This window comes from Clostridium sp. DFI.5.61, assembly GCF_024462915.1.
Classification (GTDB): Bacteria; Bacillota; Clostridia; order Oscillospirales; family Oscillospiraceae; genus Lawsonibacter; species Lawsonibacter asaccharolyticus.
Map to the genome: position 1 here is coordinate 1 of NZ_JANGBZ010000011.1, position 13,507 is coordinate 13,507.

Consider the following 13,507-nt stretch of genomic DNA (forward strand, 5'->3'; position numbering starts at 1 on the left):
GACAAAGTATTGGCTGCTCTCGTTCTTTTTATCTCATATTATATTTGACGCTTACTCTGCACCCTTGTTTTATACATAGAGCTGATATTTCTTCTGATCTTATGAGATAAATCGTAGCATACCAAAATTTTTATACCTTCCCCAGCAAAAAATAAGGGAGCCGGACCAACGCCGACTCCCTATATCGTTTGATTATTTTAGGGCAAACATCCCCTATTAGACCGCATTTGCGATCATCCCCCAATATAACACTTGGGTGCCTTCGCCAGCCTAATCAGTCAGCTCTCTCATCACACTCCCCCACATCCCGTGTGGTATTTTCGGCAAGTGTGGTAATACTGTGGCAACACAGAAAATCATGTCATTTTAGTACAATTTAGCACCGGCAGGAATCGCATCATCTAACATGAGCAAATTCAACCCTTCGTGTCCGTCATACTCGTACACAGCAGAGATCAGCATTCCCTCAGACGGAATTCCCATCATCATTCTAGTGGGCAAATTCGTGATTGCAACGCAGGTTTTACCCACCAATTCTTCAGGAGTATAATAAGTGTGAATGCCACTTAAAATAGTCCGTTTGCGCTCAGTTCCGTCATTTAATGTGAACTTCAGCAACTTTTTAGACTTTTCGACCGCTTCACAGGATTCGATTTTCACCACACGAAAATCGGATTTTGCAAAAGTTTCAAAATCCACAAACTCCTCAAACAAAGGTTCAATCTTCACCTTTGAAAGATCAATACGTGCGCTATTTGTGGACACATTACGAGTTACAACAGCTTGATTTTCCCCTTCACTCTTCGTGTTCGCACCATCATTTTTTTCCAGGGGCTTCATCGTGGGGAATAGAATTTCCGGCTTCTGCAAAGTGTTATAAGTTTCTGTATTCCGCATTTTGAGGTGTCCTCTCGAACTTTTGGATTTATAACTTGGTATAAGTTTCTACCGTTTCATCACCAATGGGGGTAAAAATGGGGGTAAATCAACTGATTCGGATTTTGCCCTCCAGATTCGCAAAACTTGCTACTTTCTTTTCCTTGGTTGCCTCATTATAAACATTCATCGTCGTCGTGATATCTGCATGTCCCATAATCTCCTGTATAACTTTCAGGTCACGTTCATTTTCACAGAATCTGGTGCAGAAAGTGTGTCTTAAATTGTGGCAAGAAAAATGTGGCAGCAGCTCTGGACACCGTTTTTCCATTTTGGCCTTTTGCTTTTCCTCGGCATTATAATCCCTGCAGATACGCTCAATCGCTCGGTTAACACAATGTGGGTTAAGTACATCTCCATAGCGTGTCGAGAAAATAAAGCCCGAATAGCCGTCAATGACACAATCATTGAAGCCCTCTTCCATCTGGCGCAACCGTTCCTGCAGGAGCGCGTGCTTTACTTCTGCGAGCATCGGGATTATCCTGATTCCCGCTCTCGTTTTCGGTGTGTTCACATGAAATCCAACTTTTCCGGTGCTTTCCCGTTTGCGGTACACAAGATTGTGGTTAATGGATATAATTCCCTGCGAAAAGTCACAATCCTGCCAGCGCAGCCCCACCACTTCGCCGATCCTGCAGCCTGTCCCCAGCAACACTGTAAATACCGACAGCCAATGCCTGTAAGTCGGCGATGAAGAAACATAACTAATAAAAGCAGATTGTTGCGCTTCTGTCAAGGCTTTTCTTTTCGGCTTCTCCCAGTTATGGGTCCTTTTGATTTCGTTCATTACGCCATCGGTCGGATTCAACCGAATGATGCCGTCTCGAACTGCTGTAGAAAAAACCGGATGAAGAATTGTGTGTATGACTTCCATACTGTTTGGTTTGAATCCCTTGTCGTGAATCAAGGACAAATAAAACTTCTTGATATCACTATATTTGATATTCGACAACTTCATCTGTCCGATTTCTTCCCGTACATACTTATCATACATGTATTTATAGTTTTCTCTGGTAGACTCCTTGATCTCAATCTTCTGCGCAATATATCTATCATAATGGTAATTCAGCGTCGTCCGGTCTGCTTCGTGTGTTTTGATTCCATCTTCCAGATCTCTTCGGATTCGCTTTTCCATTGAACGCAGTGATTCAGCGTCTCGTTTCCCAGGCGGGATCCTATCTGTGTCGACCAGTCTCCAACTATATACGCTGTGCCTACCTCCTTTTTCATCATAGTACCTATACTCGTATTTGCCATCCTCTCGTTGTCGTTCCCCTTGTTTCAGGAGACGCCCCTTGGAATCGCGTCTTTTGTCGGACACAATATCCTCCTTCCAAGAGAATGCCCACACACATATATAATAATATGAACATCCCATGTTTTCAATAAGTTTTCTGTAATTTCCCTGTTGCAAAGCCGGGATACAGCATCCGCTGCATCCCGGCTTCCATCCAAAATTGGTTACACTGTATCCACGTCTTCCAAGTATCTCTCGAATTTTTTTCGTTTGATCAACCGCTTAGCCCCGACCCGAATCACAAACTCGCAATCTGGGTTGCTGGTTATCTCCCGCAATTTGTTGGTTCCGATCCCGAAGTAGGCAGCCGCTTCATCTATCGTCAAATTTGCCTTTTCCCAAATGGGAACCTCTTGTTTTTCCATGTTTCATCTCCCTTTCTGTCTGAATCCAAAAAGCAACGGGCGGCGGCTGGCTAAGCCGCTCCGCGAGACTTACTCCCCGAGCTATTGGCACTTCCCGTAACCTGCGGCGGATTGGTTACCGCTCGGATCACAGCCGAAGTGGTGTATCATGATCAACGAATATGGGTCATGGCCTCCAAGCCGCCACAGCTTGTCTGCACACAACATCCGGCTCCCCCCTGCCTCCTTTCCAAATTTGGGATCACGGCCCAGTCTGCTTGTACGGCTCTCCATATTCGCAATGTACCCGTTGCCGCATATGAGGCGCATACCGCCTATTTGTCAAGGTGCAGCAGGATGCCTTCCCTGAAGATCTTGGTGTCTTCTCCTCATTCCCCGTTTCAGAGAAAGAAATTTGCCATAGAAAAAGCCGCCACCAACCTATTTCAAGGTGTGGTGGCGACTCCTATATTTCTCCAGAATGTGCGCGGGCACGATTTCAGTAAACACCGAAACAGAAAGGAAGCCGGTACAGAAGGCCCCCGCACCTGCTTAATCCTCTTTAGAAACAATCACTATAATGCCGATGTCAGTAAAGTTGACTCCGACATTCTGTTCGAAACTTGAAGCATCATTTTTATATCATCGCTTCTGCCCAAGAAAAAACGGGGGATCTGGAGCGTATTCGCTTCACATCCCCCGTTTTCTGGTTGATTGAGATACTGTACTAATCAGGATATAGCCGCCATCTCGTTGCTTGGCAGCACAAGGAACGGGAACGCCTTAAAGGAACCCTCCCGTGAGACTTTCACTTGTCCGTCCAACGAGTCCAGATACTGGGCGCCGCCTTTGGACTTGGAAATGTAGAGGGCGTACCTCATCCGCACAAAGTCAGATGCAGCGCACTGCTCTTCATAGCAAATCGCCAAGACTGGGGTAGCCAGCATCTGCATCGCCTTCTTCCGTACCAGAGAGATAAACATCTGTTTGATAACAGCGGTTTCCGAGTAATTCGCATTCTTGAAGTAGGGACGCTCCAAGAACAGGGTCAGCTGGTCTGCAGGCCGCTCATCCTCATATCGTTTCTCGGGTGGTTTAGTCAGATCGGCGAACTCCAAGGTCGGAGCATCGACATCATCTCGCAGATAATCCCGGCCCTTGGTCAGCCGGATCACAGCCCGCCCTATGACCTTACCATTCTTCTTGGCTAGTAGGATTTTCTTATTTGAGTCAAAACTGGAGAGCAGGCATTCCCGGTATTGACCATCCACATAAGATAAGCATGTGGAGTATGGCAACCTCCCCAGACGCAGGGTAGAGTAGTAATCATCCACTTCCTCCACCAGAATGCCGTAGGTCTCCATAGCGGTGTTCGTCTGCCAAAGCAACTGCTGCTGTTTTGTGGTTGGGAAACTGATTTCCCTATTCAGGTCATTGGGATAGTATTTGAGTGTTTTAAATTCGCCCATCAGTTCTGCCAGGATGATACGGCGGAATGCCTCCTTATTCTCAGTGTACTCATAATAGAGCCGGGTCATCTCCGCCCCCTCCCCCATAATGAAGCGGACGATGTGTTGCTCATTGTCTTGAAGGAATTTCTCGTCAAGTTCCAATTCTTTCGCCAATGCAACCCAGTCTTGATCCACATAAATGAGATCGTTGCGCATCTGAGTCCAGCTCTGATAGCCTCGCATCCGATCTGCGTTCCGGCTGGCAAAGAGTGCATCTTCCCAGGTGAGTAGTTCAGGGATCAATAACTTGATCTTGTCATAGACCAGCAGGACGCGCACAGCGTCAGTGGCGGACAGGCCGGCAATATGGCCCAACTCTTTCTGTCGCCACACACTCAGCGGTTTCTGGGACAGAAGCGCGGCCAGGCCACACAGGTCCTCCTCAGCAATCTGCATGTTCAACAGATCTCCCTTGAGCAGTTCCCGCATAACAACGAGTTTCCGATCCACGCCGATATCCGCCAGCATCCCATAGAACTGGATGTAGACCGGCTTGGCATAGCACAGCAATTTGAGTTCCTGAAAAGTATACTCCCTCTGTTCCAGCAGATCAAGGTTGTTCCTCTGTCCGGCCTCGCCAGCGCACGCGAGGAAATCCTTGCCGTTCAGCGCATTCAAATTGCAGCGGGTGTAGAAACTCTCTTCCAGCAGGAAGGATTCCCGACCTAGTTTGCAGAAGTCCTCAAAATGCTCCGAAACCATGTGGAGAAACCGTTTCTTCTTGTGGGCGATGGCGTAGATCAGTACATCGTACTGAATGGGTCTGATGGATGCAAAAGGCACCTCCAAACTCCCGGAATACAGGGCGTTCAAGTATCCGACCCAGGTATCCAGCACCTGATGCTTTTCCTCGTCTGTAAGTGGCTCGCGCCGTTGAGCGAACCACTGCAGATCATGGCGCAGACCGTGGTTAGAGAGCCACCAGTCCAGAAACCGCTCCATCCATCCAGGGTCAGAACCCAGATTGGAGTATGTCTGGCGCACAAGTTCAAGATCCTTAGCCTCCAGATGGGAGAGCGAAGTCAACTCATCCTCTGTGAAAGAATGCTCCACTTGTTCACGGAACAGGAAATCCAGGACCGCCCGCATCGTCTCATTGGAGGAAAGCACAGAGAGGCTGGTTGAAATGGTACGTCCGGAAACATCGATGAAAGAGGCAAAATAAGGGAGCTTCAGCATCTCCCGCTCCTGCGGTTTCAAATCGGATAAAGTCACGGCGTTCTGCGCATAGAAAGCGTTCAGGTTATCTACCAATGCGGGCCACAATGCTTCATCCGCTAAGTCGTGTTCGAAATACTTCAGACACTCGTATTGACAGCAGGAGCCGTTGACCCCGGAGCCGTACATTTGAACCATCTGTTCAACGGTATAACGCCCCATCAGAGATTCCCCGAAACGATCCGCAGACTCCAGCCAGTCATTGATGAAATGGTGGGGCACTTTACAATCCACCAGTTTCTTGTAGTAGCCTGCAAATTGTTCGTTGCAGATCAGTTCTTGCTGGATACGTTCGGGCAAAACAGAGGAAAGTAGTCCTGTTAAACCTTGCTCTTCAATCCGTTCGCAGGTTGTGAGCAGTGTGGGAACACTATACTGATGTGTATGCTTTTTGCTCAAGCCACAGGTACTCATGCGCTCCAGCGCTTTAATACGGTTAACAGTTTGTAGCATTTGCACGCTCCTCCTTGATAACAATTTCTATAAGAGAGTACAGCGTTTTTCGTGGGATGGCATCCGTATCAATAGCTCTTCCGCATAAATAGAGCAACACACCGGCCTGCTCTGATGTTATGGGATAACTAAATTGGGAGGCGGCAAGATGCAGGGGCTCATCAATCAGGCTCAAGGCATCTCTGCGATCCTCTACACTGTAATAGCTATCCAAAAAATCCTTCAGCGATTGAACACTCCCATCAAACTTGGCATCCAATCTCTCCTTTTTTGTGGCAAGCGAGTTAGCCCGGCGCTCCTGTCTGATCCGCTCCCACTCTGCCTGTTGCTGCTCTTTCTCTGCATCCAGCTCTTCCTGCGTATACAAATCCTGTTTCAAACTGTTCACACTATGAATATTGTAACGTGTTGCGATCAGGGCTTTCAGAACTTCCCGGAGCGTCTCTTTATCATAGAGCGCACGGACACAGTCATTCCATAGTGCCGCTTCCACAAAGTTATAATAACTTTGTGGTTCAAGACAGAATTGTGAGGTATCGATCCACTCAAAAAGTTGACGCTGTTCGTCCGAAGACAGAAAGTCCCGCTTAAAATCCAGTTTGCCGAGATCGCTATAGTAATAGCGGATAGATTTCATATAATCGCGGTGGAAGCCCGAATGACTCTCGAACAGGTCTGGATACTCAGTCACATCGTATGTTTCTAATAACTTCTTATTAAAGTCAAACGCCTTCCTGGTCCGAGAACCTGCGGTATATTCCTGCACATAGCACAACGCCTGTTTTTCTTTCGGCTCCGACTCATAATTGAGGTGTGACTGAAAAAAGGACCATAAATCAATGGTGTCAGCATCCACAAGCAACGCGAAATTCTTGTTATACCAGCCATTCTCTTGTTGAAACGCCTCCATATAGTCCAAGCCCGTCAGTTCCTGATAACGCTCCATATACCGACGGATCTCCTTTTTGTCGGGCGCCTCCAGACGGTCGACCTGTTCAATGAAGAGATTCCGGTAATCCAGTGGCTCCAACTGTTCTGCCAAGATATCCCATTGCGGATCAAATACATCGAACCGATAAGAGAACTGTAAATTGGCTTTCTGGATCATCCACAATACTGTTTTAGGGTTGGTCGGATTGACCTGTGTGGAGACAGCAGGCCATATCCCCTCATGCCCTTCGTAACGGATGTGAAATTTACGATACATGGAGTAGAGTCTCTCCATGTGGGTGAAAGCCTCGTCCGGCAGCTCCTCGTCCTGATTGAGTGCAGCGATACAAAATTGGGCAGCCGCCTTCTCAGCAGGAATGCCGTTGGGATTAAGCCCAACTGGATTTTGGCAGGGCCAAATCATCCAGGAGTTGGCATACCTGATCTCCAGCGTACTATATCCTGAGTCGATCAACGTCTTGTACAGAGCGGAGCCCTCCTTGCAGAACTGGCCGGGCAACTTCAGCAACGCCCGCAGGACTGCATTGTCTTTCTTCCTGCACTCGGCGATGACCGGCTTATAGTTGCATAGAAGCCAGTCCAGCATACGGCCATTGCCGAGCAGCGGTATGGTCCGATCAACGCCCCACAACCGAGCGATCTGGGGGCGCATTGCAGGAAACTCATCTTCCTGAGGGTCAAATAGGGAGAGGACAAACATAGCATCCTCCGTCCGTTGATACGTATCGCCAGCCAGTTGGGACCGTAACTGCTTACGCTCCATCGGGTCGGTGGTCAGGAGGTAGCGGGCTCCCTGCAGATACAGGTCGTTCCCAGCCTCTTTATCCAGCCTACGTATGAAGTCTTCTCGCTGAGTCCCAACAAACATGGAGTCTGTGAGAAATGGCAGGGCAAATCCAAGAGCCAGCGCCAGCGCACGGAATATTTCTGGTCTGGAGCCGATGCGTTCCTCGAATCGCTCCGTAATCTCGCCGATATAGCGAAGTTCATGCTGGGCAAAATAGGCCCCCGGGTCGTTGCACCTGGAAGCCCATAGGGACTTCTGACTGATAAAACGCGAGTACTCCAGCATAGCGTCCTTGTTGTCGGACATCTTGACCACAAGGGCCAGAAGTGCATTAAAAAGATCTAAGTCGAGGATCTTCTCATAGGCGTCGCAGTGGCTTTGTTCCTTGTCATGACTGCTCATAACTATGTTCTCTCCTTTCTCTGTGCCACCGCTGATACGGCGGCCATTTTTGTGTGCGGTACCGGGCAGTCATGCACCGGCGCACCGTGTCTGTACGCTTGTCCTGTTGTGATCATTGACTCCCTCCTTTTTCTTGATTTGTGGTATTCACGCAGTAGATGCCTGCGGTACCTGAGAGAAATATGGTCGCCGCCACATACTGCATGGCGGCAGACAAAGAAAAAAGCGCCTGAAGATGTTCCTCAGACGCAATTTCACGCATTGGTACTGTAACTAGGCTGCGCAGACATATCTTTTTTTGGCAAAACGTAAAAAGCGTCCAAAGGCAACATGCCTTCAGACGCTTTGAAACACAGAATACTGTAATCGCCAGGGCGATTTCGGATACTTTATGTCAGTATTATACCGCACCTACGGATTGTTTGCAAGGGATTTTCGAACTGAGTCACCAACGTAAAATGCCACATGGCCTTTCTTCCTGCTCCACGGCTTGGGAATCGTGAACCCGATATGTTTCAGAACATCAGCTGCCACCGGCGGGTGGTGATTTTTAATGCTTGTTTTTTCTCAAAGGAAACGCTATAATATGCTCACATAGTATCTGCGGCAGCCTAAGGCAGTCTTAGTTTCCGTGTTGCATAGCGTCCAGAGGTCTTTCTGACCTTTGGGCGCTTTTTTGTTTTCTGGACAAACGAATGCCCCTCTTAAACAGATCTCGCCCATCCTGGGCAAAAGCGTGTGGACTATTCTGGGTTCCACACGTTTTTTTATATAGATATCCCTGCAGCGGAACACCGCAAAAATCAAAAAGGAGATGAAAAGTCATGCAATCACTCGAAAGAATCCCGACACGGCAGAGAGCATCGAAACACGGTGATCCGGAATGAATACCAATTGGATTGGCGTCGCTTTCGTCAGCGAAGAGGTTCCAAACCGAGAACAAGTTGAGGATCAACTTGCGGAGAGGACAGAGGCTCTACGTCAAGAGGCCCAAACTGCTCTGGATGCCTGGCTCAATGAACAAGGCCTGGAACAGGTAATGGGGGTTATCATCCTGAAAAAAACTATTTAAGTCAATCGAGGAGGAACAAACGTGGCTACTTTAATTATCGAGATGGATGGCGGACTGGTCAACGAGGTCTACTCCACCCTTTTGGAGCCGCTCAACATTCAAGTCTACGACACCGATGATAGGCGAGATCCTGAACACGCCTATCTGTATGCCGCCAGTATCTATGCTTTGCAGTTTGGTGGAATGAGGCCCCAATTCCGGAGGGGCCATGACTACTCTGACCGGATTTGGGGGGCGCTGGAGCGCCGGCCAGAGTCCGCTGCCCTAGTCTCAGACCTGCGGCGGGCCGCTTCCCAGGCAGGGATCCAGGCCCAGGCTCAAGATGCGGCTTTCCTTGCCGGCTATCTGGAGGCATTTGGTGAATTCAAGGAGTTCGTCGACTACCTCAGTGCAGAAAAGAAGGTAAACGCAGAATTCCGGCAACAGATCGACAGACTGCTCGACCGGCAGATGGAGAAGTATTTCACCTTCGCCGAGCAAATTAACACCCCGGAGCGGTACGACGGCGGCCATGATGAGACTGCCATCTCAGGGCGAACTCTGGACTGTGAGGGAGGGGCTAAGGATGGTGTTTGAAAATCAGATTTGCGACCGCTGTCATAGGCCTACAGTCACCCGGATCATGTCCATGTTCAATCTGGATACCATGATGCTCTACGAGGTCATCCGGTAATCCGCTACACAAGCCGGGATTGGAGCATCCAGTTCCGGCTCAAAAAAGGAGATTGTATATGAAGACAATCAGTACCGCCTATTATGAGAAAATGGCCGAAGCTAAGCAAACCTTCTGTGCCTTTTGCATGAGAGGGGCTATGCCGTTCCTGGAAGACTGCAAGGACTGCAAGATAAACCGGATGTTCAAGGCAGTTCAGGCAGTCATCAAGGAGGAAACCACACCACAGGATGAAGCTGCGGTTGAGAAGACCCGGAATGCCTACGATGGGATTGACCTTCCAAAAGAGATGATAGAGTCTCTTGGCAGGGGGCCGAGAAATCATGATGGTTTCCGCACAAGCCCAGCATTCCAGCTCTTTATCACCAATGGCGCTTACCCAGACGTGGAGGTACAGCTAATAGAGAGCAAGACTGGATTCCCTGATTTCTCTGGCTCTGAGGAGGAAACATCCAGTCGGTCAACGGTTCACTATTTGAACTACCTCGAAAAAGGAGTTGGCGTTCCGTCTTCCATCCAACTTTGGGACCTTACATATGATACGCTGAAAGACGAACTGAAATCCTTACTGGAGCGGATGTTCAACAGGAGCATCCATCAGTTCTGGGGGATTCAGGCGCTCCCATTCCCGGAGCGGTATTTTATCACAAGTCGGTCTGCAGAGGAACTGGCCGCAGATATGATGAGCGAGGTGGGGGGCTATCAGGCTTCGGACGTGGACGAATATGGCTGTGTGTACAGCCAGGAACACTATGTAGGCTGCCTCAGAAACAGCAATATCACACCACATGGACAGAACACAAGCGGAGAGGTCTACATGAGGCTAGGCAAGTTCCCACTGAAAAATTCCGAAAAATACTTCATCGAGACCCGGTGTACGATTTCTCCGATGTTCATCGACACCCAGCTCGTCAAAGGCAGGGCAGAGGACAGCATTACCAAAAAAATTTATAGCATCATCTGCTATATTGCAGCCCGCGAGATGATGGTGAAAGACACAAATCAAAATTGAAGGAGCGACAAATGACAAATATGATTGCAGTAAAAGTGACATACGATAAGGTGATTCAAATATGAATGAAAAACACTCTGCCGTCTGTTACATCTTCCGGGATGGTGCCTTTTCCCCGATACAGGAAGCCAAGTCGTTTCAAAACGAGTTTGGCTTGGATCTGTTCCAATATAAGGGAGCTATCTATGAAGGCAGGACAGGTTTGTGCCTTTGTAATTTGCAGCAGTCACAGGACCTATCAGGCTTTATGGAACGGCACGGCGGTCTGGAATCAATCGAAAAACAGATTACAAACAGTTTGGGCCGTACCGGCCTCTCTCCCCGCTACACCCGCCCGAACGAGAAGAAAAAGGATATATTCCCGCCAAAGGAGAGGGATGAAAACCGTGTTTTTTCCAAGGACTTGATGGGTAAAAGGCACTACTACTACCGTTTTTACAATGAAAACGGCATCGAGCTTTACACCTTGGAAAATAAGCGTGATTCATGGCCGACGATCTTTATCCCCTGCGACGGCTTTATGGTGGGCATCGACCAGCGGAGCCGGCTGGCGGAAGTCCTGAAGTGGCTGTCCACGCTGGAACACGGTATCCGGGCTGAGATTGAACGGGTCTTCAACCAGAGTATGGCGGCTCCAGATCGCTGGGCCGATCTTGGCTTTGCCAACCTCTTGGGGCGGCGCGAAGAGGCTGAGGCACACAACGCTCCCATTTGGGCAGAGCGCCAACGGCAAGCCAAACTGCGAGAGGCAGAACTGGAAGCCCAGGCGCGTCAGCGTGAACAAGAGTTACAAGACCGCTATACCTCCGCCATCCGAGAGGCGGAGCAAAACATTTTAGCCGGAAAAGAAGTTGTAAATCAAGATATCAACGGCAAGTCTCTGATCATGCAGCTTTTTCGGGAGCATGGGATTTCAGTTCCTCTAAAAACACAGGGCTGGATTATCAATACGCTACACAGTATTCGATATTCCCCACAGAGTGGTCAATGGAGTTACCGCTACCATAAAGGCAGCCGCAACAGTATGAAACTGCCCGAACTACTTTCCAAGTTGCTGGCTGCAATCCAGAGCAAGCCGCCGCATGTTGGAGATACCGCGGATATTCCGGCCATTCACGCCACTGGCAGCAGTACCCGTTGACCCTAAAGAGGCAACAATAAAATTAGCAAGAGCGAGGTCTAAATAATGCGGACATTACAAAAATTCAAACTCGGCACTTTCGAGGTGACACAGCCTAAATTGATTATTTCCGATCCCTGTTACGCGCCCGGTACCTGGTGCATGGGCATCGTTCCCAATGCCCAGCCGGGGATTTGGGAGGCAGAGATTGGCTTTTTCCATGAAGGGAAGCACGATGCGGCAGTAGCCTATCTGGCCGCGTTCCATCAGCATTGCCCACCCAAAAACCAGTTAATTGCACGGGAGGAACTCTTCAAGGTTGGCGTAGACAGCGGCCAAGCCGGTGTGTTCGACAAGCCGTTCTACCGTGCCGGTGCTGATGCAGGCCAGATACCCAGCGAAGATGCACTGGAAGCGTGGTACAACAGCTGTTGCAACCAGACCTTACATACAGACCACTATGCCGGTGTTATTCCACATGGCGTTGTATCCAATTCCGGGTATGGGGATGGCGGTTATATCTGTTACTCCTACCATCTGTCTAAAACACAGGGGCAGGATATCACATGAGGCGTCATGATCAATTTTGATGTGGTGCGCCTGACCCAAATCAATAGGCTTCTGCTCCAATAACACTCAGCGGGGAACCACCTAAACGGGCGGTTCCCCGCATTTCCTTTTAGAAGGAGGTATTCCGTTTGAACATTCTAAGCTGTGGTGCGGGGATGCAGAGTACCGCCCTGGCCCTGATCTCCTGCGACCAGACCAGAAGTAAGGTCGTACACCCGCAGGTACCCCGCTATGATGCCATCATCTATTGTGATCTTGGCTGTGAGCCTGCCTGGGTAGCGGATCAAGTGCGTTTTATTGAACGCGCCTGCGTTGATTGCAACATTCCTTTTTACATTCTCCAGAGTAATCTGTATCAGGACTATATGCAGCGGTTCGGGCGGCAGAGGGTTTCAGCCATGCCGTTCTGGACATTAGACGAGCAGGGAAAAGCAGGACGGATCGCCCGCCGCTCCTGCACCGTGGACTACAAGGTTTTGATGATCCAAAAGTTTGTCCGATATGAACTTCTGGGCTACCGGCCCTATCAGCGGCTTCGCCCAGAGGATATCGGCACCCATGAACTCCACATTGGCTTTTCCAGTGAAGAGGCTCATCGTTCCTTTCCCAGCCGACACGCTATGTTTCAAAACCGATTTCCGCTTATCGAGATGGGTTGGGAACGAAAGGACTGCTACGCCTATAATCTGGATGAGTGGGGCCTGGACAGCAAGGCCAGCGCCTGCCTGATCTGCCCTTTCCACCGCAACTATTTCTTTCATCACATAAAAAACAACTTCCCGGCGGACTATGCCTCAGTAGTCAATTTTGACAATATGCTGGCCAAATGGCAGCCAATGAGCAAAATCAAAAACCGGGTCTTCCTCTCCCGCTCCCGCAAGCGGATCATCGACCTCACTCCCGCTGATTGTGATGACGCACAAACCTTTGAATACTGCGGTCACCAAATCTGGAACGGGTTCTAGGCATTTAGACTGTCTCAACTGTACATATACCGTCTTGGCTAGTTGTTTTGCCTGCTTTGCCGAGAGGGGACAGCATCCGAAGTTCACAACTTCCCCTATAAACAAAAAGACACGCCCCCTCAGGAACGGTGCATTCCTGAGGGGGCGTGTCTTTTTATTGCACTTCCCCTTTTTATCTTACCCATGCCGCCCCAAT

The 13,507-nt window shown here is 49.2% G+C and carries 11 protein-coding genes; 6 read left to right on the forward strand and 5 right to left on the reverse strand.

Annotated elements, in window-relative coordinates; genetic code table 11:
- Positions 1–366 precede the first annotated feature (366 nt).
- The 5 genes from NE584_RS07435 to NE584_RS07455 all read right to left on the reverse strand — a co-directional run bounded on the left by NE584_RS07435 (position 367) and on the right by NE584_RS07455 (position 7,899).
- Positions 367–897, reverse strand: coding sequence for a hypothetical protein (locus NE584_RS07435; protein WP_050624448.1), 531 nt, complete (start codon positions 895–897; stop codon positions 367–369).
- A gap of 88 nt (positions 898–985) precedes the next feature.
- A complete protein-coding gene (locus tag NE584_RS07440; RefSeq protein ID WP_050624447.1) occupies positions 986–2,257 on the reverse strand; it encodes a tyrosine-type recombinase/integrase in 1,272 nt (423 codons plus the stop codon).
- 140 nt (positions 2,258–2,397) lie between these two features.
- Positions 2,398–2,598, reverse strand: coding sequence for an excisionase (locus tag NE584_RS07445; RefSeq protein WP_050624446.1), 201 nt, complete (start codon positions 2,596–2,598; stop codon positions 2,398–2,400).
- A 710-nt stretch (positions 2,599–3,308) separates the two neighbouring features.
- The gene (locus tag NE584_RS07450; protein WP_055180076.1) at positions 3,309–5,759 is read right to left on the reverse strand and encodes a hypothetical protein; all 2,451 of its coding nucleotides are present in this window, start codon (positions 5,757–5,759) and stop codon (positions 3,309–3,311) included.
- Positions 5,743–7,899: a hypothetical protein gene (locus NE584_RS07455; protein ID WP_055180074.1), complete on the reverse strand. Its 2,157-nt coding sequence runs from the start codon at positions 7,897–7,899 to the stop codon at positions 5,743–5,745. The genes NE584_RS07450 and NE584_RS07455 overlap by 17 nt, the downstream gene beginning before the upstream one ends.
- Positions 7,900–8,782: 883 nt before the next feature.
- Between NE584_RS07455 and NE584_RS07460 the strand changes: the two genes are divergently transcribed.
- From NE584_RS07460 to NE584_RS07485, 6 genes are all read left to right on the forward strand, one after another.
- Positions 8,783–8,971, forward strand: coding sequence for a hypothetical protein (locus NE584_RS07460; protein WP_055180072.1), 189 nt, complete (start codon positions 8,783–8,785; stop codon positions 8,969–8,971).
- A 21-nt stretch (positions 8,972–8,992) separates the two neighbouring features.
- Positions 8,993–9,547: a hypothetical protein gene (locus NE584_RS07465; protein ID WP_055180070.1), complete on the forward strand. Its 555-nt coding sequence runs from the start codon at positions 8,993–8,995 to the stop codon at positions 9,545–9,547.
- 155 nt (positions 9,548–9,702) lie between these two features.
- A complete protein-coding gene (locus tag NE584_RS07470; RefSeq protein ID WP_055180069.1) occupies positions 9,703–10,656 on the forward strand; it encodes a hypothetical protein in 954 nt (317 codons plus the stop codon).
- A gap of 61 nt (positions 10,657–10,717) precedes the next feature.
- Positions 10,718–11,797, forward strand: a complete 1,080-nt coding sequence (locus NE584_RS07475; RefSeq protein ID WP_178279567.1) for a hypothetical protein — start codon at positions 10,718–10,720, stop codon at positions 11,795–11,797.
- A gap of 45 nt (positions 11,798–11,842) precedes the next feature.
- Entirely contained in the window at positions 11,843–12,346 is a 504-nt protein-coding gene (locus NE584_RS07480; RefSeq protein WP_055180067.1) for a DUF4241 domain-containing protein, read from the forward strand.
- A gap of 128 nt (positions 12,347–12,474) precedes the next feature.
- A complete protein-coding gene (locus tag NE584_RS07485; RefSeq protein WP_228300523.1) occupies positions 12,475–13,311 on the forward strand; it encodes a hypothetical protein in 837 nt (278 codons plus the stop codon).
- Positions 13,312–13,507: the final 196 nt, after the last annotated feature.

Bases quoted from the DNA above. Each gene is read 5' to 3' on its own strand.
- NE584_RS07450 (WP_055180076.1), bottom strand. From the start codon at position 5,759: ATGCTACAAACTGTTAACCGTATTAAAGCGCTGGAGCGCATGAGTACC.
- NE584_RS07435 (WP_050624448.1), bottom strand. From the start codon at position 897: ATGCGGAATACAGAAACTTATAACACTTTGCAGAAGCCGGAAATTCTA.
- NE584_RS07480 (WP_055180067.1), top strand. From the start codon at position 11,843: ATGCGGACATTACAAAAATTCAAACTCGGCACTTTCGAGGTGACACAG.
- NE584_RS07460 (WP_055180072.1), top strand. From the start codon at position 8,783: ATGAATACCAATTGGATTGGCGTCGCTTTCGTCAGCGAAGAGGTTCCA.
- NE584_RS07475 (WP_178279567.1), top strand. From the start codon at position 10,718: ATGAATGAAAAACACTCTGCCGTCTGTTACATCTTCCGGGATGGTGCC.
- NE584_RS07470 (WP_055180069.1), top strand. From the start codon at position 9,703: ATGAAGACAATCAGTACCGCCTATTATGAGAAAATGGCCGAAGCTAAG.
- NE584_RS07445 (WP_050624446.1), bottom strand. From the start codon at position 2,598: ATGGAAAAACAAGAGGTTCCCATTTGGGAAAAGGCAAATTTGACGATA.
- NE584_RS07455 (WP_055180074.1), bottom strand. From the start codon at position 7,899: ATGAGCAGTCATGACAAGGAACAAAGCCACTGCGACGCCTATGAGAAG.